This window comes from Paenibacillus sp. FSL K6-1217, from assembly GCF_045040735.1.
Lineage (GTDB): Bacteria > Bacillota > Bacilli > Paenibacillales > Paenibacillaceae > Paenibacillus_AQ.
On sequence record NZ_CP150271.1, the window covers coordinates 6,971,808 to 6,995,401 of the forward strand.

Sequence of the window (23,594 nt, forward strand, 5' to 3'; positions counted from 1 at the left end):
GAAATCTGGATGTCCCGCAGAGTATTGCCCCCTCTGAACAAGGGCAGCTGTACGCCGAACAACGCAGATGTACCTATCCAAGGATAGCGGGTACCCCCTATGATCAACACGTGGAAAGCGCTGTCATTCATTGCCGGATCATCATGATTAAGCACAGGGGCAGCAAAGAGGCTGCTGCGGTAAGAATGGAAAGCGCTTTATAATTTGCCGAGGGGAGCTGGGATATTTGAAGTCTTTGGCTAGGAAAACCGGTCTGTGCCTGCTGATGCTGATCATGGCAGCCGTACAAACCGGACTTGCAGGTACCAGGCAGAATGTGGCGGAGGCAGCGGACAAGGAACTGGCGCAGAAGCCGTACATGGGCTGGAGCAGCTTCAGTATGCAGGTGTATGAGCCTTCAGGAAACTGGATATCGGCGGACAGCATCAAGAAGCAGTCGGATGCCATGCATGAGAAGCTGCAGCAGCACGGCTATGAGTATATTAATATTGACGCAGGCTGGAACGGGAGTATGGATGAATACGGCAGACCTCTTCCAAGTACGGAGCGTTATCCGAAAGGGTTCCAGGAGGTCATTGATCATGTCCATAACAACGGGCAGAAGATCGGAATCTATCTGATCCCCGGCTTGTCCATCGATGCCTATAATCAGGACCTTGAAATCTATGGAACGGGCGGAACCTGCAGAGTACGGGACATTGCCGCACAGCCGCTGAAGATTGTGGATGCCTGGAATGCCTACAGCTATAAGATCGACTTCAGCAATCCCTGTGCGCAAAAATATGTGGATTCCATCGCCGATATGCTGGGTGACTGGGGCATTGACTTCGTCAAATTCGACAGTGTGACCCCGGGCTCGGGCATCAACAATCTGAGCCTGGACTCGCGCGGCGATGTGGAGGCCTGGTCCAAGGCCTTGGCCCGGCATGATATCTGGTTCGAGCTCTCCTGGGCGCTTGATCATAATTATGTGGACTTCTGGAAGAAATACGCGAACGGCTGGCGGATTCAGTGGGATGTAGAAGCCTACGACAGCAATGTAGGCCTGACGCAGTGGGCCAATATCGCCCGGCTGTTCCCGGATGCAGCCGTATGGTGGCGGGATGCCGGTCCGGGAGGGTGGAATGACTTCGATTCGCTGAATGTCGGTAACGGTGCAATGGATGGCCTGACCAAGGATGAACGGCAGACAGCGATGACCTTCTGGGCCGTGTCTGCCGCGCAGCTCTATATCGGCAACGATATGACCCGGCTTGATGACTACGGCCTGCAATTGCTGACGAATGACGAGGTCATCGCCGTCAACCAGTCCGGCCGTCCGGCCCATCCGGTATCATTGGATACCAAGCAGCAGGTCTGGTATGCGAATAACGGCGACGGCACCTACAATGTGGCGCTGTTCAATCTCGGCAGCCGCAGTGCGCCAGCCGGGGTCAAATGGAGTGACATCGGACTGGAAGGACCGGCGTCGGTCCGTGATCTGTGGAGCCATACGGAGCTGGGCACGTTCGAGGACGGGTACAGCGCAGGTACCCTTGAACCGCATGCCTCGCGGATGTTCAAGGTGACGGCCGGAGAGGGCACTTCGATCGTTAATGATGACGATACCGGGGTACGTTATACCGGATCATGGCAGCGTAACGGCGGGAAGGAGCAGATTCCGGGCAGCCAGGAACTGAATATCAGCCTCACAGCTTCCTCCCCGGCTTCGGGGGAGGAAGCGCCTGCGGAAGGCGGCAGCGGTGCAGAGCCGGGTGATCCGGGGCCGGGGGGAGGCGCTTCGGTTACGAGATCAGTCTATATCAATGACAGCAATCCCGGCATTACCTACAGCGGCTCCTGGTCATCTTCGGCAGACCGGCCTACCGGGGACCACCGGGCCGATGTGCATTATACCGAGCAGAACGGCGACTATTTCCAGTATACGTTCAGCGGTACAGGGATTGAGCTGCTGACGGAGAAGGACCCGGCACAAGGCGATATGCTGGTGTATCTGGACGATGCCGCCATTCCCGAACGGGTAAGCACATATACATCCGGGGACAAAGAAGCCCAGCAGGTTGTGTACAGCGCAGCAGGGCTGGCGGACGGTGAGCATACCCTGAAGGCAGTGAAGGACTCCGGCCAATTCATGCTGCTCGATGCGCTGCGGATTACGACAGATCCGCTGATGAGTCCGCTGGCAGGCAGCTTCGACAAGGCCGCCGGCAGCCAGGCCGATCTGGAGATTACGCTGGCAACGGGCAGCGACTCGCTGCTGGCCATCGGGAATAATGGTGCCGCCCTGGAGCCGGGCACGGACTATATAGCTGATGGCAACACTGTCCGCATCAGGAAGGAATACCTGTTGGACCTGCCCGCAGGCCAAGCGGAGCTGATGTTCACCTTCGACGGGGGAAGCAGCGAACGGTTTGCCCTGCAGATTACAGGGTCCTCTACCGTGCGGTATGAACAGATTAACAATGATGATCCGGGCATTACCTATAACGGATCATGGTCGCGCAGCACGGGCAGAGGCATGGGAGACTACAAGGATGATGTACAGTATACCGAGGTTAACGGTGATTCCTTCGAATACAGCTTCAACGGTACAGGGATCAGTCTGTATACGGAAACGGACAGCTCGCAGGGAGAAATGGATATCTTCATCGACGGAGAATTCAAGGAGACGGTAAGCGCCTATCATGACGGGCGGCTGGCCCAGCAGAAGCTGTACAGCATCTCCGGTCTTCCGGAAGGCCTTCATACGCTGCGGGCCGTGAAGAAGTCAGGGCGGTTCATGCTGCTGGATATGCTGAAGGTGGAGATTCCTGATCTGATTAATCCTGTAGAGGCCGTCTTCGACAAGGCAGCTGAGGCACAGAAGGATATAGAGATAACACTGCTCCGGCAGCCCGGGTTGTTTACAGGCATCCGCCAAGGCTCTAGCCTGCTGGTGGAGGGAAGGGACTATACTCTATCCGGCAGCAAGGTTACACTTATGAGTTCCTATCTGGCCCGGCAGCCGGAAGGAACGCTTGCACTGACCTTCGTGTTCGGCGGCGATTATCAGAACGATGTGCATTACACGGAGAAGGATGGCGACTATTTCGAATATGCTTTTACGGGCAGCGGAATTACCCTGGCGGGGCCGACAGGCCCGGAACTGGGGGATATCGAGCTGTATGTCGACGGCGTGCTGCGGCAGACCGTCAGCGCAGCCAGTGCGAACCGGCAGATCCTGCAGACGGTCGCTGTGATCTCCGCTCTGGATGCGGGCCCGCATGTGCTGAAGGCCGTGAAGAAATCAGGCGGCCTTATGCTGGCGGATCAGTTAAGAATTACCCTGCCCGCCGCTGACGGCGGTCCGGGCGAAACACCGGCTCCTGGCACAACACCGGCTCCTGGCACAACACCGGCGCCGGGCGAGACACCAGCTCCGGGCACAACACCGGAAGCTACAGCGACACCGCAACCCGCAGCGGAGTCCGGGGGCCATCCGGGTCCTGCGGCAACTGCGTCACCGGCAGTAACCGCGCCGCCTTCACCGGCTCCGTCCTCAGCAGCGGGTGATGCAACGGAGCGCCACATCGCGTACGCTCAAGGCTACCCCGGCGGCTTGTTCAAGCCGGACCAGAAGATTACGCGCGCCGAGATGGCGGCGCTGCTCTCGGCAGCTGTGCCGCTGAAGACTGGCGGCAAGGCGGCATCCTTCACTGATGTGACCGCCGGCCACTGGGCGGCGGCAGCTATTGCCGGTGCCGCCGAAGCCGGGCTGATGAAGGGCTACAGCGACGGCAGCTTCAGGCCCGGGCAGCTCATTACCCGTGCCGAGACGGCGAGTCTGGCATCCGCGCTGCTCCCGGCAGCTGCGGCCGCAGGCCGCGGGTTCACGGACACCGCCGGACACTGGGCGGCGGGAGCGATCCTGAAGGTGCAGGGTACCGGAGTCATGGGCGGCTACAGCGATGGCAGCTTCAAGCCCGGCCATCCGTTAACCCGGGCCGAGGCGGTTACGGTGATTAACCGGCTTACCGGCAGAGGACCGCTGCACGGCGTTGCTGTCTCCCTGTGGCGGGATGTTCCGCTCACCCACTGGGCTTACGGGGACATCATGGAGGCTTCGGTGAATCATGGCTGGAAGCCGGCAGACGGAGGCGGTGAGCAGTTCAGCGGCTCCTGATGATGTAAGTCCGGCTTGTGACAGATCGTATCCGTATGCATACCCTGCCGCACCCCGCGAATATTGCGCGGGGCGGCAGGGCTCTGCGGCGAATTCGGAATGGCTAATAAAAAGCAGTGATGCCCGCTGTGCATCGCTGCTTTTTATTACATTCCCGACTTTTGTGAAACGCCTGCCGCATCAAAGGCTTGACTGGAGAGCAATTTGTTTTAAGCTAATATCATGATAGCGCTGCCAATAGAGGGGAGAATCTTTTCATGCCCAAGTACTCCAAGGTGTTCCGCAGATTTCTGATCTCCTATCTGGTCATCTTAATCATTCCCAGCATTGGGGGCTACATGTCTTACAGTACTTCTATTTCCGTAACCCAATCCATTTCCATTGAGAACAGCGTCACCCAGCTGCAGAAAAGCCAGGAGCTTCTGGAGCGGCGCATGGCCGAGGTTGAAGGGCTCACCCGGCAGCTGGCGATCAACCAGGAGCTGAATGTACTGATGAGTGAACAGGGCAGGGATACCAATGTATTCGGTATCTGGAGAGCGATGCGCAATGTCCTGACCTTCGGGCAGACCAATGATTTTCTGCAGGACTATTATATTTATCTGGCCAATTACGATCTGGTGCTGACCGCCGGGTCTTCCTACCGCCCGGACCATTATTACGAGATTTACCATTATGCGGACCTCTCCCTGGAGGAGTGGAAGCAAGAGATTCTGGACCGCACGCACCGGAGTGAGATTAAGCCGCTGAGCGCTTTTGTCAGCAAAGGGACGCAGTCCTCGGTGATCACCTATATGCAGTCGCTGCCGCTGGACAGCTTCAATAACTCCTCGCCGGCTGTCGTAGTGGTTAACATTGACGAGAAAATCATTGCCAGTATGCTGTCAGGGCTGACTGGGCGTGACGGAGGCTGGGTGCATATCAGCGATGCTGACGGCAATACCCTCGTACTTCAGGGGCAGGATGATGCCTATGTGGAGAAACTGGCTGCGGACCCTTTTTTTGATGCGGATCAGGTAAGCCAGTTCTATAAGGATGATCTTGTCATTACGACCCGCTCCGCCACGAACGGCTGGGTGTATCAGGCAGGAATTCCACGCAGTGTGCTGATGGAGAACGCCAACAAAATTAAACATATGACCTGGATGATTACCGCCGGCGCCCTGTTCCTGGGTCTGCTGGCCGGGCTTGTCCTGGCCTACCGGAACAGTATGCCGATCAACCGGCTGCTGGCTGTAATGAAGGAGCAGTTCGGCAAGGAGGGCAGCCCGGAGCGCAATGAATTCGACTTCCTGAGCGGGAATATCGCCGATATGATCACCAAGAATAAGCTGCTGGAGACCGAGCTGACCCGCCAGCTGCCTGTGGTCCGGGATGCTTTTCTCAAACGGCTGATCGCCGGAGAGTTCGAATCCAGGGAAGAGATTGTCTCCGCAGCCGAACAGGCGGATATTGCTCTCGGGGAGGGAAGCGGATACGCCGTAATTCTGCAGATTAAGGGGTACTCCGGGATGGACAGCGTCGAAATTCTGAATGAGCTGAATGCGGCGCGGCTCCTGCTGAAGCAGACCTTCGCAGAGCTGGCGGGTCCGTTCCCGATGACCGATATAGGCTCCGACAAAATCGTCATTCTGTTCTTCTCAAGCACAGAGGACACTCCGGCCGGTCATGCAGCGGGGATGGAGCGCCTGATGGACCAGGGGGTGCAGCAGGTATTCGGGGAATACCGCATATCGGTGCAGGGCGGCATCGGGGAGTATTTCTCATCGGTCACAGAGGTCAGCGCCTCCTTCGAGCAGGCCAGACAAGCGCTGGAATATGCCGTGTACACGAACCATAAAGGAATCATGCGCCATCAGGAGGTGCAGATTGAGAATACGACCTACTATTACCCGCTGGAGACAGAGCAGCGTCTGATCAGCACGATCCGTGCCGGTGAGCTGGCTGAAGCTGTGCGGATCATCGACGCCACCTTTGCGCAGAATCTGGGCCCCCGCGAGCTGTCGATGGAGATGAAGCATCAGCTTATCGGGGAGATGAAGGGCACCTTCCTCAAGCTGCTCGATCAAAAAATCTTCATGGAATCCGCTCTCGGCGAGAGCGTCAAACGGCAGATTATCGACATCGGCACCTCGGAGCCGCTCGCCAGCATCCAGGCGGAATTCCTGGAGCTGACCGGAGAGCTGTGCGGATACATCACCGGCAAAAAAAAGGATGCACACACCCAGATCATCAAGCAGATCTACCAGTATACCGCAGAGATGTACGCCGATACCGAGCTGACCCTGTACCGTGTCGCCGAGCATGTGGAGCGCCCCGAGAAATATATCTCGCAGCTGTTCAAGGAGGTGACAGGTGTGAACTATTCGGATCATCTGATCAAGGTCAGAATGGATGAAGCGGCTGTTCTGCTGCGGGAGAGCCGGTACACGGTGGATGAGATCGCGGCCAGAGTCGGCTACAACAGCTCACATTCCTTCCGGCGGGCATTCAAACGGCTGACAGGCATCTCGCCCAGCACCTACAGACAATCGCATAGCGACTAGAAATGAACCGAATGCTCACGCTGAAACGGCTGCTGCTGTCCATTGTCCGGACGCACAGCCGTTTTGTTGTCAGAAGGCTGCGGATAGTGCACTGGCGGTTGCGGTTAGCAGACAGTACAGGCGGAATACGTACAAGGGATCGGCGGAATTAGGGATGTAAGCGTATGCAGTGGACCCCGGAAACCAGGTGAACTGTACGCAAAATACGGAAATGTACCTATTCAGGAGCTGCCGCCGGAACTTATGATCAAGGCGTGGAGAAAGCGCTATCACACAACGTAAATGCTGGCACAACTTTAGGGGGGATTCATCTGGAGAAGAAACTGATATTAAACCACAAGCCGGCGCCCCGCAGCAGGAGCCAGAGCTGGCTGTCAAACGCCGGGAAAAGCATGCTGAAGCACTGGCAGCTCCATCTGCTGGTTATTCCGCCTCTGCTGTTTTTTCTGATCTTCAAGTATTATCCGATGGCGAATGCGGTTCTGGCGTTCAAGGATTATAACGTGATCAAAGGCATTTGGGGCAGTCCATGGGTAGGCTTCAGGAACTTTGAACTCTTTTTCGAGAATCCGCTGTTCTGGACGCTGGTGAAAAATACGATTCTGCTGAGCGGCTTCCTGCTGCTGGCGGGGTTCCCGATTCCCATCCTGCTGGCACTGATGATCAACGAAATCCGCGGCGGGCGGTTCAAACGGTTCGTGCAGCTGGTCTCCTTCGCGCCTTACTTTATCTCAACGGTGGTCATGGTCTCCATTATCATGCTGTTTCTGGCCCCGCGCCTCGGCTTCGCCAATATCGCCCTGAATTTCTTCGGGCTGGACTCGGTGAATTTCCTTGGGGAGCCCGGCATGTTCCGCTCGATCTATGTCTGGTCCGATATTTGGCAGACCGCAGGCTACAGTGCCGTAATCTATCTGGCCGCCCTGGCCGGCATCGATCCTACGCTATATGAGGCCGCCAAGGTGGACGGAGCTTCACGGTTCCAAAAAATCCGCCACATCGACCTTCCGGGCATTGTACCGACAATTGTGATTATCCTGATCCTGAATGTGGGTAACGTGATGGCGATCGGCTTCGAAAAGGTATATCTGCTGCAGAATCCGCTGAATATCTCGAATTCCGAGATTATCGCTACCTATGTCTACCGGATCGGTCTGCTGAATGCCAATTACAGCTTCGCCACCGCAGTCGGCCTATTCAATTCCGTCATCAACCTGGTCCTGCTGCTTACCGTAAACGGCCTGGCCAAACGAATCACCAACAACAGCATCTGGTAGGAAAGGAGTGCTCGTATGGCCGCTTCATCAGCAGTTTCCCAGAAAATCAAAGAATCCACCGGTGACCGGATCTTCCTCACGGTGGTCTATACGGTGCTCATCCTTGTGGTGATTGCCGTGCTGTATCCGCTTATTTTCATTATCAGCAGCTCCATCAGCAGTCCGGCGGCGGTCACCTCCGGCCGGGTGTGGCTCTGGCCCGTGGATATTTCCTTCAAGGCGTTCCGGGTGTTGTTCAGCACGCATGAGATTGTGTCCGGCTACGCCAATTCAATATTCTATACGGCGGCGGGTACACTGATCAGCGTAACCCTGACGGTTATGATTGCTTATCCTTTGTCGCGGCGCGCGTTTTTTGGACGGAATGCGTTAATGCTGGTGATCACGTTCACGATGATCTTCAGCGGCGGGCTGATCCCCACCTATATGGTGGTCCGGCAGATGCACCTGATTGATACCCGCTGGGCGCTCCTGATCCCTAATGCCATCTGGGTGTGGCAGGTTATTATCGCCCGCTCCTTCTTCCAGGCTTCGATCCCGGAGGAGCTGCTGGAGGCCAGTGAGATTGACGGCTGCAGTGACATGCGGTTCATCCGCAGCGTGGTGCTTCCGTTATCCAAGCCGATCCTTGCGGTGCTGGTGCTGATGTACGCCGTGGGACAGTGGAACTCCTATTTCGACGCGCTGATCTATCTGAAGTCGGCGGACCTGTTCCCGCTTCAGCTCGTGCTGCGCAGCATCATTATCCAGAACAACAGTGCCGGAGCGATGGATGCGCTGGCGATGGTCGAACGGCAGCAGATGGCAGAGCTTCTGAAATATGCGCTGATCGTTGTGGCTACGCTGCCGGTGCTGGTCATCTATCCTTTTGTGCAGCGTTATTTCGTTCAAGGGATGCTGGTCGGGTCCGTCAAGGGCTAAGTCCGGCAGCTGCAAGTGCAAAGGGGGTGAGGCATCCGCCGGCAGCAAGACATATTCACCCTGTTCAACTCAAACAAAGGGAGTGATTGATTTTGAAGAAAAGCCTTATTAGTCTGTTCATGCTGGTAACGGTACTTACCGTGGTGATCAGCGGATGCTCGGGCAACAACACAGACAGCCCTTCGGGTGCCCAGGCCACGAGCGGAAATGCAGGAGGAAATACACCGGCGGCAACGGAGCCTGCTCAGGTCAGTGTCTTTGCGGTACAGGAATCGGGCATTGATATTCCGACCAATAAATTCACAGCCTTCCTGCAGGACAAATTCAAGATCAAGTTCGACTGGCAGATCAACCCGTCTGACGGGGCCAAGGAGAAGCGCCAAATCTCGCTGGCCAGCGGAGACTATCCCGACGCCTACCTGCTAACCTCTTATATTGATGAATTCTCCCAGGGCGATGTGCTGAAATACGGGCAGCAGGGCGTGCTTGTTCCGCTGAATGATCTGATTGAGCAGTATGCCCCGAACATCAAGGCCGCTATGGAAAAGACACCTGCGATGAAGACGCTCATTACGGCGCCGGACGGCAATATTTACGGGCTGGGCGCTTACACAGAGTGCTTCCACTGCTCCTATCCCAACAAGATGTGGATCAATACCGAATGGCTGAAGAAGCTGAATCTGGAGGAGCCGAAGACCACCGCTGAGTTCAAGCAGATGCTGGAAGCCTTCAAGACACAGGACCCGAACGGCAACGGCAAAGCGGATGAAGTGCCGCTGAGCGGCTCTACGGAAGACTTCGGTGTACGGATCATTCCTTATCTGATGAACAGCTTCGTCTATGACGATGACCGCAATTACCTCAATCTGACGCCGGACGGCAAGGTTGAATCGGCCGCCATCAAGCCGGAATGGAAAGAGGGCCTGACCTACATCAAGTCCCTGTTCGATGCCGGGCTGATTGATCCGGGGGCCTTCACCCAGAATGCCGAGGCGTTCAAAAAAATCGGTGAGAATGCCGATGCGGAGATCCTCGGCGCCGGTGCGGGCATGCACCCTGCCATCTTCGTTAACATTGATCCGGGCAACACCCGTTCGGCGCATTACAACCCGCTGGCTCCGCTCACCGGCCCTTCCGGAGCATCGTTCGCTACGCATGATGCAGGCGGTGTAACCTCGGGAGCCAAGTTTGTCATTACCAACAAAGCGAGTGAAGAAGCGAAGATCGCCCTGATTAAGATGGTGGATTATTTGTTCACACCGGAAGGCCAGACCAATGCGGCCAGCGGCATGAAGGGCATTGACTGGACTGACCCGGGCGAAGGCGATGTGGCCCTCGGTAAAGATTCCAAGCCGATGATCAAGCCGATTCCAATGAAGGAGGGCGAAGCGCCGCGCAATGCAGGCTGGAGCGGAATGGGGCACTTCTATATGCCGAAGGAATACCGCGACACCTTCGTTCAGGGAACGGATATCTATGCTTCCAACGGCTATGAGCGCAGACTCTATGATGCTACGCTGCTGTATCAGGGCCATGAACCGAAGGATCTGTTCCCGCTCTGGTCGATCTGGATTGACCCGGGCGACATCGACGAAGCCAGCATGCTGCAGACGAATCTCAGAAACTACATTGAGCAGAACGAGCTGCAGTTCATTACAGGCAACAAGGATCTGAACAAGGACTGGGATGCGTATGTGAAGGGGCTGAAGGACCTCAAGCTGGACCGCTACCTGGAGATTCTGCAAAAGGCTTATGATGTGTCAGCGAAATAAAGCTTGTCTGCGCGGAAACGCGGGCGGCCTGAGTGCTGTATAACGGATGCCGGCCTCCTTGGCCGGCATTGCTGTTTGCAGGTATGGAAGCAGAACTAAAGGACAAATAAAAAGGCATAAGGACGTATCCATTATGGCTTCTGGAGGGGAAATCATGAACAACCAGAACAGCGGCGGCAATCCCAGTATTACGCCGCGCCGGGGACTGCCCGGCCTGAGAGGCAAGCTTGCGGGGACTGCCCCTCTGACGGTTGCCTTTCTGGGCGGCTCGATTACAGAAGGGGCAGGCGCTTCGGATGCGGAATCTACCAGCTGGCGCGCCTTGACCGGAGCGTATCTGCAACAGCTGTACGCGGGTCATCCCGTGCGCTGCATCAATGCCGGAGTAGGCGGGACCACCTCCACCTTCGGTGCGCACCGGCTGCAGGAGCATGTGCTGCGGGAGGGGCCTGTGGATCTGCTGTTTGTCGAATTCAGCGTCAATGACGGGGAGGACCGGGAGGAATCCATCCGCGGGATGGAGGGAATTGTCCGCCAGTGCCGGCGCTTGTCGCCGCAGACGGAGCTGGTCTTCGTATACACGGCGGCCGACAAGAACCTGACCGGCTATAAGCCGTTCAACATCGCCGTGCATGAGGAGGTGGCCGCCTATTACGGCATCCCTTCCATTGACTGTGCGGCCAAAGTGTATACGATGATCCACACAGGAGAGCTGGACTGGAGGAAGTTCGCTCCGGACGGATACCATCCGCTGGATGCAGGGCACGCGCTGTATGCCGCCCTGGTGCAAGAGTTCTTGCAGCAGGCGGTTGCCCGTGCCCCCTGCCGGACGGCGGGAGTGACGGAAGCGGAGGAGACCGCGCTGCCGGATCACAGAGCCGAGGCAGAAGAGGAACTGCTGCTGCCGGCTCCGCTGGACATCCGGAATTATGAATACGGCAGACTGCTGGATTACAGCGGGGCCGCGTATTCCGCAGCCTTCTCCCCCCGGGAGCTGCTGCCGGAAGAGCCGCTGATGAATTGGCGGTTCTCTACCGCGCACGCCTGTACGGATGATCCGCAGGCGGAATTCAGCTTCACGGTGACCGGACAATGTGCGGGGCTGGTGCTGCTGTACGGCCCTGACTCGGGAATTGCGGAATATTCGCTGAACGGCGGACCCTACGCAGATATCAATCTGTTCGATGACTGGTGCCTGGAGGCTTACCGGCCGATCCTGGCGTTATTCCCGGTTCAAGCGGAGCGCGGGGTGCTGCGGATTACCGTCCGCAATACAGGACGCAGGGACAGCCGGAGCACCGGGACCGGCCTGCGGGTACTTAAGCTGCTCAGCAGCTAATGTGCCCGGCTCCGGGCGGGGATACCTGCTTGCGCTGGTAGCTGAAGAAGCTGCAGCAGAGCGGACTGAAGCAGCCGGAGGAAAATGCGTCAGATCGCGTTATGGATCGGAAGATCGCTGCATGGCAGCGGCAGGGTTCTGTTTTTATAATGAGATCAGACTTTGAGCGCAGGTCCGGGGATCTGCCGCCTGCAAGGTCCATAACGCATAATAGGAGGCAAATCATGCGAACGGACAGCCAAATTGCCATACAAGTGGAACTCAAAGACGGGGTTCTGGTCCATATAAATAATGGCCTGCTGGCGCTGGACATTGATCTGGCGGCGGGGGAGGCTGCCTGCACCGGCAGGAATTCCTCTGCAGTGAAAGGGATGCGCAGCGCATTCCGCTGGAACGGCCGGGAATATCATACCGGCAGCTATGAGAGCCATCAGCTGACGGAGCAGCATGGGATTCAGGACGGATTCGGCAAAGGTCTTCATCTGATCATCCTGCACGAATCAGCAGGGCTTCCGCAGCTGGAGCAGCATTTCTATATTTATGAGCAATCCGCATTTGTACTGCTGCAGAGCGTAATACTTAGTGATTCAGAGGTGAAGACGAACCGTCTGGCGGTTATTCAATCCGCAGAAGTGTCTCTGGGCGGGGAGTCCGGGCCGGCGGATGTGCGAGTGCTGCGTGTGCCTTTTGACAATGACAAGTGGGTCAGATATGCCGTGGAGAAGCCGCCGCTCCAGACAGAGAGCTACGAGGTAACCGCATTGTTCCGGCCGGACAGCCGGCGCGGGATGATCCTCGGGTCTGTCACCCATAAGGTATGGAAGACCGGAATTAAGGTGACAAGCGGCCAGGCCGGAGGAGCCCTGGAATTGGAGCTGTACGGCGGGGCCGCAGGCGAGATGACCCGTGATTTCCAGCCGCATGGATATGTCAAGGGGACGCGTGTAGAATCGCCGCTGGTCTGGCTCGGATTCTATGAGGATTACAGAGAAGGGCTGGAAGCTTACGGACAGGCCAACACCCGGATCGAAGCTCCGCTGCCATGGACAGGCGGTGTGCCGGTAGGCTGGAACAGCTGGTCTGCCGCAATGAGCAACCTGGATTATGATCTGTACACGGCAACCAGTGATTTCCTGAAACACAAAGTACAGCCGCTCGGATTCCATAACGGGAACACGCTGTATATCAACTTCGATGCTTTCTGGGACCAGCTGACACCGGCCGAAATGGCGGAAGCGCTGGACGTGGTGCGGAATAACGGACACAAGCCCGGCACCTACTGGACGCCCTTTGCCTTCTGGGGCAGCCCCGCCCAGTTCGGCATGGCTGTTGAAGGCACAGGCGGCAAATACACGTACGCCGATATCCTTCTGCGGGACAGTGAAGGGGAGGTTCTGCCGGATGTGGACGGCGGTCTGGCCATTGATCCGACACATCCGGGCGCCTTGCTGAGAATCGACTGGTTCACGGACAAATTCATCGCTGACGGATTTGAGTACATCAAGCTGGACTTCCTTGCGCATGGTGCATTGGAAGGGCAGCATTATGATCCGGAGATCACGACCGGGATTGCGGCTTATCATTACGGGATGTCGTACCTGCAGCGCAAGCTCTCGCCGGAAGCGGCTGGCCGGCCGTTCTTCATCAACCTGTCAATCGCTCCGCTGTTCCCGTACGCATTCGCGCACAGCCGCCGTGTATCCTGCGACGTCTTCGGCACACTTAAGGATACAGAGTACCTGCTTAACTCACTGACACACGGCTGGTGGATGAATAACACGTTATACCGTTATAACGATCCGGACCATTCGGTGTTGTATAAGAGCTTCAACCAGGAACCGACCGGCTGGCATGAGGGAAGAAGCCGGCTGACGGCTTCGGTCATTGCAGGAACGGTTCTGCTGCTTGGCGATGACTTCCGCAAGGAAGAAGCAGCCGGCCGGGCCGAAGCATGGCTTAGCAACAAGGAGATCATGCATGTGGCCCGGCTCGGAAGGACCTTCCGTCCGGTTGAAGGCGATCTGGGCGAGCGGGCTTCCGATGTCTTCGTGCTCGAAGCTGCGGAAGAGGGGGCCTGCTACCTGGCCGTATTCAACTTCGATGCTGCACAGCCTGCGCATAAGTCTGTCCCGCTTGCGCGTGCCGGACTGAATGCCGGGGCGGCTTACATTCTTCAGGATCTGTGGGAAGGCACGCAAGGGGAAGTGTCCGGTGGTGAGCTTTCCGTAACACTGGAACCGGCAGAATCGAGAATTTACAGGCTGATTGTAAAGACAGGACAGACAGGAGACTGAGGGATGAACGACTACAGACTGTGGTATTCGGCCCCGGCGGCGGGCTGGGCCCAGGGACTGCCTCTGGGCAACGGCAGATTAGGGGCGGTGGTGATGGCTGCTCCGCACCGTGAAGTGTGGAGCATGAGCGAGGTTACCTACTGGTCGGGGCAGACCGACCCGGCGCCGGCTTCCGGAGGAGGCAAGGCCGCACTGGAAGAGATGCGCCGGCATTTCTTCAGCGGGGATTACGAAGGAGGCGACCGTCTGGCCAAGCAGTATCTGCAGCCTGAGAAGCAGAATTTCGGCACGAACCTCGGATTATGCGAGGTGGTGATTGAATTCGCGGAGCAGGAGCAGGAGCAGGAGCAGGAGCAGGAACTGGAGGCAGAGGACGCAGGGCTCTTCCGCCGGGAGCTGGATCTGACGAATGCGGTAGCCGGAGCCGTGTATCAGGGTAAGAGTGCAGCGCTGCACCGTGAGGTCTTCGCCTCGCATGCCGGCAATCTGCTGGCTTCGAGGATCTGGAGCAGTCTGCCGGGCGGAGTGTCCTTTACACTGAGCCTGGTGAACGGAACGGAGTCGTTCACAGCGGCAGCCGTGGACGGCGGAACGCTGGAATTCAAGAGTCAGGCAACAGAGAATATACACAGCAACGGTGCCTGCGGGGTCCATGCCAAAGGTCTGGTCAAGGTGGCGGTATCCGGCGGTACAATTCATAGCGGGGACGGCCGGCTGACAGTCGCCGGAGCCGATGAGGCCCGGATTTACTTTGCCGTCAGCACCGATTACCGCCGTACAGATCCGGACTGGGAATCCGAGTGCCGCATCACACTTGAGCAGGCCATGGGCAAGGACTACGGGCTGCTGAGAGAAGAGCATATTGCCGATTACCGCCGGGAGTATGACAAGGTGGATCTTCAGCTGGGCCGCTCGGACCTGGCAGATCTCCCGACTGATCAGCGGATTGAGTCCCTGGCCCGGGGCGGCGGGGAGGACCCTCAGCTGTTCGCGCTGTTCCTGCAGTATGGACGGTATCTGACCATCGCCGGTTCACGGGCGGATTCACCGCTGCCGCTGCATCTGCAGGGCATCTGGAATGACGGGGAAGCCTGCCGGATGGGCTGGAGCTGCGACTATCATCTGGACGTTAACACACAGATGAATTATTATCCAACGGAGGTTACGAATCTGGGGGACAGCCATCTTCCGCTGATGCGCTACATTGCAGAGCTGGCCCGGGCTGGAAGACCGACCGCAAGCCTGCTGTATGGCAGCGGGGGCTGGGTCGCCCATGTCTTCTCCAATGTCTGGGGCTTCACACTTCCCGGCTGGGAGACTTCGTGGGGGCTGAATGTAACCGGCGGACTCTGGCTGGCCACCCATCTGATCCGGCATTATGAATACACCCTTGACTCTGAATTCCTGGAGCAGCAGGCTTATCCTGTACTTAAGGAGGCAGCGGCCTTCTACCTGGATTATATGTGTGTCCATCCCGAATACGGCTGGCTGGTTACCGGCCCGGCCAATTCGCCGGAGAACAGCTTCTACCCCGGTGATCCCGGTGAGGGGGCACAGCAGCTGTCCATGGGACCGACCATGGATCAGATTCTTGTCAGGGAGCTGTTCGAATTCTGCCTGATGTCGGCAGAACTGCTGGACAGGGACGAGGCGTTCCAGCGGATGCTGCGGACAGCCATATCCAAGCTTCCGCCGCTTCAGATCGGCAAGAAAGGGCAGCTCCAGGAATGGCTGGAGGACTATGAGGAAGCCCAGCCGGAGCATAGGCACCTGTCTCATCTGTTCGCGCTGTATCCCGGCAACGCGATTACTCCCGGCCGGACACCTGAGCTCAGCCGGGCAGCCCGCGTGACGCTGGAGAACCGGATGCTCCAGAATGAGCTGGAGGATGTGGAGTTCACCGCGGCTTTGTTCGGGCTTGGCTTCGCCAGGCTGCTTGACGGGGAGAAGGCCTATAAGCACATCTCCCACCTCATCGGCGGCCTGTGCTTCGATAATCTGTTCACCTACTCCAAATCGGGTATAGCCGGTGCGCAGAGCAATATCTTCGTGATCGACGGGAATTTCGGCGGCACGGCTGTCATTGCAGAGATGCTGCTGCAGAGCCATGCGGATGAGATTCATCTGCTTCCTGCGCTGCCTGCGGCATGGAGTACAGGAACGGTATCCGGGCTCCGGGCCAAGGGGAATGCCGAAGTGGATGCTTCCTGGGATAACGGCCGGCTGACAGCTGCCGGAATCCGCACCTTCTCCCCGGGGAGGGTGACGGTACGCTGGGGAGATCTCACCACCTCCTTCCTGGCAGAAGCTGGCGGAAGCTACCAATTGAACAGCCGGCTGGAGCTGTTAACATGAGACAGGCGGGGGCGAAGGCTGCCCCCGTTTTTTCGTCTGGACCAAGCTGGAAGCGCGGATAATCCTTTCCATCGACCATTACAGAGGATCAGCGGTATACTCCTAAATAACGAAGAATGCCTGAAAACGACTTTCATTGATTGGAACGATCGTTATCTGACCGGAAAAGAATATAATTGGAAGGGAAGCAGGCCACACAGAGGGGGGACTTTCGGTGTACAGTATTTTTCTGGTAGATGATGAAGCACTTGAACTTGAGACGCTGAGAGATTATATACGCTGGGAAGAGATGGGGATCTACGTTGTTGGCACCGCCGGCAATGGCAGGGAAGCGCTGGAGAAGATCGAGGCAACCCGGCCGGATATTGTGCTTACAGATGTGCAGATGCCCATGATGAACGGCATAGAGCTGGCCCGTACCCTTAACGAATGTTATGACTGGATGCAGGTCATGTTCTTAACCGGGCATGATGAATTCCAATATGTGAAATCCGCCCTCCATGCGGGAGCTGTCGGATATTTGCTTAAGCCGCTTGACCTGAGTGAAATTGAGAGCGTTATCACCAAAGTGAAGCAGCTCTGCGAGGAAGCGCGGATGAAGCTCCGTTCCATAGAGGCGGCCAAATCCAAGCTGCTCAAGGAGCTATCCTCTGAGAAAAAACCGGAGCTCGCCGCCGGACTTGCGAACAGCTTCAGCCAGCTGGCGCGCCTGCCGGAGACGACCCGTTATGCCCTGGCTTTATTCAGTGTTGATCCCAAGGAAGCAGCAGGGGAAGAGCAGAGTCTGGAGGATTGGATGAGCCGGCTGGAGGCTTATCTGGGTCATTTTTTCGCAATGAAGAATGTGGATACAGTCTTTGTGCCCTATAAGGAAGGGGAGATAGGGGTCTATATGGAAGCGGCGAAGCAGCCGGGCCACTATGCCTGGGAGGACCTCGCCGAGGCGATGCGCCGGGCGCTGGATTTCACAGTAACTGTTGCCGTCGGCGGACAGGAGTCGGCTCTCCCCCATATCCATGAGCTGTATGAACATACGCGTGTGATCCTGAACGAGCGCTTCTATGAGGGGGCGGGCAAAATCATTCATGGCGCGTCGGTCTGCGGCCGGTTCTACAGCGAGCATCTGCCGCCTTTTGAGCGCAAGGAATGGTTCGATACGATTAATCAGCTGGACTTCGGGCAGGCTGCACAGCAGCTCCACCGGTACTTCGGAGGATTGGCAACGCTGCGGGTCAGATCCAAAAATATCTGCGACTGGGCGATTGCTCTGACGGACGAACTGCTGGAGCTGCATGAGCCGGCTCCTGAAGGCTTCAAGCGTGCGGAGCTGTATCATTCCATCTATAATGCACTGACGCTGCATGAGATTGAGGATCTGATACTGGGTACGGCGGAAGCTGCCGTGAGCATGCTGGGTGAGCGTTTCATGGACAAGAATGCGAAGCTCGTCCACAAGGTCCGTACCGTAATTGACCAGCAGTACGATCTGCCGATTACGATCAACAGCCTGTCGGAGCAGGTGTATTTGTCGCCGAACTATTTACGGTCTATTTTCAAGGACAAGACGGGTATGACGATTCATGATTATCTGACACGCATCCGGCTGGGCAAGGCGAAGGAGCTGCTGGCAGACGGCTCGCTTAAGGTTCAGGATATTGCACAGCGTGTCGGTTATGAGAGCACGTCTTATTTTATCGCCTTGTTTGTGAAGAATCAGGGGGTCACTCCGAACGAGTTCCGCAAAAGCATGTGAGTGTAAGCAAAATAGATGAATTCCCTTATGAATTGTAAGATTGCGATATGGTGCATTCCCCTCCCGGTTTCTACAATTAGTCTGGAAAGCGATTACAAGAGCTATGGAGACAACCAAACGGAGGGATGTTATGCTTGGACAGTTTATGAAAAAGGGGTTGCTGTTACTTCTCATCATCTGCCTGGCGGGGGCCGGAGGCAGCCGGTTCATCAGGCCGGCATATGCAGAGGATGCGAATACCTATGAAGCTGAGGCTGAGGGGAATATTGTGAGCGGGAACGCTTCGATATCGGACAGTCCTGTGGCTTCCGGCGGCAAGAAGGTCGGGGGCATGTATCAGGGCAGCTCTCTGCAGTTCACGAATGTCAATGTCAGCGCGGCGGGAGAGTATACAATTACGGTGTACTATATCTCCGGCGATCCGCGGCCCTTCAATATCAGTGCCAACGGCGGAGCCAGACAGTTCGAGGAGCCGCCCAAGACAGCAGACTGGGGCACGGTGGGCACTTACGAGGTGACACTGCCGTTGAACGCCGGGGCCAACACCATCCTGATTGATGACAACAACTGGTATTCACCGGACATCGACAAGATCGTCATCGGCGGGTTGGCCCCGGCTGGTCCGGGTGAAGGGGAAGGCGACTGGACCAGTACTCTGCACGGAGCAGTGATTGAGGCCGAAGCGGCCGGGAATATCGTGACAGGCAATGCCAGGGTGGCAGACAGCAGTATCAGCTCCGGCGGCCAAAAGGTAACGGATCTGTACCAGAACAGCTCCCTGAAGTTCACGGATGTCACTGTTCCGGCAGCCGGAACCTATCTGATCCGGATATCTTATATTTCCGGCGATCCCCGGCCCGTATATATGCAGGTGAATCAGGGGCCGGACGAGATGATTGATCTGCCGAAGACATCCAGCTGGAATACGATCGGAACTTATGATGTAGAGGCGGTATTGCAAGCGGGCCTGAACACGATCACCTTCTCGGACCATAACGGGTATTCCCCGGATATGGACAAGATCGAAGTGATTCCGTTCACGCTCAGCTATGAAGCGGAAGCTCCAGGTAACGGGTTGACCGGCGAGGCACGGGTTTCGGACAGCCCGAATGCTTCCGGCGGCCAAAAGGTAGGTTATCTGAATGGCGGCAGCTCCCTGACCTTCAACAAGATAACCGCCCCGGTGACAGGGGAATACCGGGTTACGGTAGCCTATATTTCCGGCGACCCGCGCAGCTTCTATGTCCGGGCCAATGGCGGCGCCGAGCAGTATTATGAGCTGCCCAAGACTCCGGACTGGGATACCGTAGGCACGTATGAGCTTACACTGCCGCTGAATGTAGGCGAGAATACCATTACTTTTGCCGACGGCAACTGGTATGCGCCGGATATTGACCGGATTATCGTCGAGCCGGCGGCGAACACCGGGCCGGAGCAACCGGGTGAAGAGGATGACACTCTCGGGACAGCGGGAGAATCGCACAGCTACGGGACGATCACGGTTACGGATTATACCTACGGCCTGCTGGTAGCGGGCGGACCCTATGAGGTCTCCTTGAACACTAAGACCGGGTACACCGGTTACAGCTGGGCGGACGGACAGAAGCTGCAGGGAATCTACAGCAGCATTAAGCTCGGCGGCACTCTTATCGAGAGCAAGGGCTATGAGAGTCATGCCAGCGCCGGTGCGCCCGTAGAGATTCAGGACGGATTCGGCAAAGGAATTGAGCTGACGCTGGTCCATACCTCGGCGGGCCGGCCGGTGCTGAAGCAGGTGTACAAATTCTATGAGGATAAGGACTATTTCCTGACCCGCCTTGATGCAGTCAGCGATACGGCGGTTCAGACCAATTATATGTCGCCGGTTACCGTGAAGCGCGCAGGCGGGGTGGATATCGGTACCAGCGCAGAGAACCGCGTGCTGACGGTGCCTTTTGACAACGATGCCTGGATCCGCTATAAATCCCAGACCATGAACCGGGAGGATACCAGTTATGAGCTGACGGCAATATTCAATAACTCAACCCGCAGCGGACTGGTCCTCGGCTCCGTAACCCATGATACCTGGAAGACCGGCATTGACTGGAAGGGCTCGGCAGGCCGGCTCAATGAGCTTGCCGTCTATGGCGGTGCTTCCAGCGATGTGACCCGCGATAGCCAGCCTCACGGCAGCCTGACGGGTACAGAATTATCCTCGCCGCTGATTATGGTGGGCGGGTTCAGTGATTACCGTACCGGTCTTGAGGAATACGGCAAAGCCAATGCCATCATTGCGCCTCCCCTGGAGCTTAACCCGGCGCTGCCGCAGGGCGTGCCGGTCGGCTGGAACAGCTGGGGGGCTTATGAGAGCTCGCTGTCCTATCAGGACGTGGTGGATGTCTCCAACTACTTCAAGGAGCATCTGCAGAAGTTCAATAATAACGGCAATGTGTTCATCAACCTGGACTCTTACTGGGATAATCTGAATGATCAGCAGCTTGCAGAGGCCGTATCCGTCATCCAGGGAAACGGCCAGCATGCCGGGATCTATTGGGCACCGTTTGTATACTGGGGCAATAATATGAGCCAGCCGGTAGAAGGCACCAATAATCGGTATACGTATGGCGATATTGTCCTTAAGGACGCTGCGGGCCAGCCGCTGCCGACGCTGGACGGCGCCTATCCGCTGGATGTGACACATCCGGGAGCGCAAATGCGGATGGATTATTTCCTGGGCAAGTTCAAGAGCCTGGGCTTCAAATATATCAAATTGGATTTCCTGACCCACGGCTCTCTGGAAGGCCAGCATTATGACCCGGAAGTGACGACAGGAATCCAGGCCTACAATGAAGGAATGCGTTATGTTAATGAGCAGCTGGACGGAAGTATGTTCATCAGCGAATCGATTGCTCCGATCTTCCCGAGCCAATATGCGCACAGCCGCCGCATTTCGTGCGATACCTTCGGCAAGATCAATGAAACAGAATATATGCTGAATTCATTAACCTACGGCTTCTGGCAGAATGGAACAATCTATCCGTATACAGACCCCGACCATCTTGCACTCAGCCGTGCTTCCAGCCTGACGGAAGCGCGCAGCCGGATGAACTCGGGCGTGATTGCCGGAACGGTGCTGCTGGATTCGGATAATGTGAACGATGCCAAGGCACAGGAATACATGACGGCCTTGTACAGCAACACGGACGTTCTCCAGGTGGCCCTGAAGGGGCAAGCCTTCAAGCCGCTGGAAGGCAACACGAATGCCAATGCTGCGGATACCTTTGTGCTTAAGGACGGCAGTGATTATTATCTGGCCGTGTTCAACTATAGCGCGAGTGCTCCGGCGGACAAGACGGTGGATCTCGGCCGCGCCGGGCTGGATGCGGCGGAGACCTACACGCTGCAAGACCTGTGGACGGGAGAGACATCGTCCGTCACGGGTTCCTGGACGCTGGCGCTGCAGCCTGCGGAATCGAAATTAGTCAAGTTAACGGTGAGTCCGCAGCCGGTAACAGGGGTCTCCCTGGACAAGGCGGCGCTTACGCTTGCCGCCGGTGAAACGGGCAGGCTGACGGCTGCGGTAAGTCCGGAAGATGCAGCCAATCCTGCGGTAATCTGGGCTTCCAGTGATACGGCTGTAGCCACTGTAACCGATGGGACCGTCACCGCAGTTCATGCCGGTAAGGCTGCAATTACGGTGAAGACAGTGGACGGCGGATTCTCCGCCACGGCCGAAGTCACGGTCACAGCGGCAACAGGGGGAGGGCAGGAGAACCCGGGCAATCCTGAGAACCCGGGCGAACCCGGCAGCCCGGTTGATAATGGCAATAACGGAACTCCCGGCAGCCCGGAGGGCAATGGCAACAGCAGTGGCGGCAACAACGGCAACAACGGCAACAGCAATACCAATACCAATACCAATACAACCTCGGGCAGCATTGCCAACCCGGACGGTGCCGCCAGAACTCTGGCTCTCACGCCGGATATGCTCACACTGGACAGTGCCTCTGGACTAGCGGCGGTAGAGGTTAAGGGAGATGTGCAGGAGCTGCACCTGTCTTCCGCCGTAGTCCGCCAGCTGGCAGACCATACGCTGGAAGTGAAGTCGGGCCGGCTCTCACTCCAGATTCCGGCGGATCTGCTCCGCCAGCTGCAGAACCAGCTGCCGGAGCAGCAGCGTGAAGATAGCGTGATCTCGCTGAAGATGACGTCGCCCGGCAGTAAGGGAAATGCAGCGGTTGCCGCCGCTGCGGGAACCCTCGGCGCAGATATTGCCCTGAAGGGGGAGATCTATGGCTTCAGCCTGTCCGTTACCGCACAGACAGGCGCAATCGGAACGATCTCCGCGTTCAATCCTCCGGTCACGCTGAGCCTGGCGGCAGCGGAGGGCTTCGAGGTGAAGCGGGGAGGCCTCTACTCCATTGCCGATAACGGTAAGCTGGAATATATCAACGCCAAGTATGCCAATGGTGTACTGACGGCCAAGGTCAGCCGCGCCGGCACCTATGCCTTTCTGGAACTGGACCGGGCCTTTGCCGATGTTCCGGCCGCACATTGGGCCGGTCCTGTTATCGGGGAACTCACGGCGAAGCTGCTGATCCAAGGCACCGGCGCAGACAAGTTCGAGCCGGGACGGGCGGTTACACGTGCTGAATTCACCGCCATGCTCGTTCATTCCCTTGGACTGACGGCAGCAGGTGAATCAGGCTTCACGGATGTGGCACCGGATGCCTGGTATGCGGATGCGGTCTCTATTGCTCATAGCGCCGGTATCGTAAGCGGCAGAGCTGCGGCCCGATTCGAGCCGGGGGCACAGATCACCCGTGAGGAAATTGCGGTGATGCTGATGAAGGCTTATGAGCTGAAGAACGGCGCAGCACCGGCCGGAACAGCGGCTGCGGCTTTTGACGATATGAACCAGGTGTCTCCGTGGGCCAGAGCGTCAGTCAGAGAAGCAGCAGGGCTCAGACTGGTTCAAGGCCAACGGCCGGGACAGTTTGCCCCTCAGAGCGAGGCTACCCGGGCAGAGGCGGCCCAAGTGATCTATAACCTGCTATTCGCTGCCGAGTAAGCTTTATGCTAATGAAACAGGAGAGTCCAAGCGGCCATGAACGGCTGGCCGGGACTCTCCTGTTTGGCATGCCTGAAGGCGGTTGCGGCTTAACTGCACATCGTACAACTAAATTATCTGTTTTG

Annotated in this window: 10 protein-coding genes; all 10 read left to right on the forward strand. The window is 57.1% G+C overall.

What is annotated here, in order from left to right:
- The first annotated feature begins 235 nt into the window (after nt 1-235).
- The 10 genes from MHH28_RS30695 (at nt 236) to MHH28_RS30740 (ending at nt 23,469) form a co-directional block, all read left to right on the forward strand.
- Nucleotides 236-4,162, forward strand: a complete 3,927-nt coding sequence (locus tag MHH28_RS30695; RefSeq protein ID WP_405109112.1) for a X2-like carbohydrate binding domain-containing protein — start codon at nt 236-238, stop codon at nt 4,160-4,162.
- A 257-nt stretch (nt 4,163-4,419) separates the two neighbouring features.
- On the forward strand, nt 4,420-6,708 hold the full coding sequence (locus MHH28_RS30700) for a helix-turn-helix domain-containing protein (protein ID WP_405109115.1): 2,289 nt from the start codon (nt 4,420-4,422) through the stop codon (nt 6,706-6,708).
- Nucleotides 6,709-7,100: 392 nt separating this feature from the next.
- Nucleotides 7,101-7,985: an ABC transporter permease gene (locus MHH28_RS30705; RefSeq protein WP_405109118.1), complete on the forward strand. Its 885-nt coding sequence runs from the start codon at nt 7,101-7,103 to the stop codon at nt 7,983-7,985.
- Nucleotides 7,986-8,000: 15 nt separating this feature from the next.
- Nucleotides 8,001-8,906, forward strand: coding sequence for a carbohydrate ABC transporter permease (locus MHH28_RS30710; protein WP_405109121.1), 906 nt, complete (start codon nt 8,001-8,003; stop codon nt 8,904-8,906).
- A gap of 92 nt (nt 8,907-8,998) precedes the next feature.
- A complete protein-coding gene (locus tag MHH28_RS30715) occupies nt 8,999-10,678 on the forward strand; it encodes an ABC transporter substrate-binding protein (RefSeq protein WP_405109124.1) in 1,680 nt (559 codons plus the stop codon).
- A 154-nt stretch (nt 10,679-10,832) separates the two neighbouring features.
- The gene (locus MHH28_RS30720; RefSeq protein ID WP_405109126.1) at nt 10,833-12,017 is read left to right on the forward strand and encodes an SGNH/GDSL hydrolase family protein; all 1,185 of its coding nucleotides are present in this window, start codon (nt 10,833-10,835) and stop codon (nt 12,015-12,017) included.
- Between the two features lie 224 nt (nt 12,018-12,241).
- Nucleotides 12,242-14,311: an alpha-galactosidase gene (locus MHH28_RS30725; RefSeq protein WP_405109129.1), complete on the forward strand. Its 2,070-nt coding sequence runs from the start codon at nt 12,242-12,244 to the stop codon at nt 14,309-14,311.
- A 3-nt stretch (nt 14,312-14,314) separates the two neighbouring features.
- Nucleotides 14,315-16,666 carry a glycosyl hydrolase family 95 catalytic domain-containing protein gene (locus tag MHH28_RS30730; protein ID WP_405109132.1) on the forward strand — a complete coding sequence of 784 codons (2,352 nt, stop codon included), beginning with the start codon at nt 14,315-14,317 and terminating at the stop codon, nt 16,664-16,666.
- Between the two features lie 214 nt (nt 16,667-16,880).
- The gene (locus MHH28_RS30735; protein ID WP_405109135.1) at nt 16,881-18,419 is read left to right on the forward strand and encodes a response regulator; all 1,539 of its coding nucleotides are present in this window, start codon (nt 16,881-16,883) and stop codon (nt 18,417-18,419) included.
- Between the two features lie 130 nt (nt 18,420-18,549).
- Nucleotides 18,550-23,469 carry an S-layer homology domain-containing protein gene (locus tag MHH28_RS30740; protein ID WP_405109138.1) on the forward strand — a complete coding sequence of 1,640 codons (4,920 nt, stop codon included), beginning with the start codon at nt 18,550-18,552 and terminating at the stop codon, nt 23,467-23,469.
- Nucleotides 23,470-23,594 lie beyond the last annotated feature (125 nt).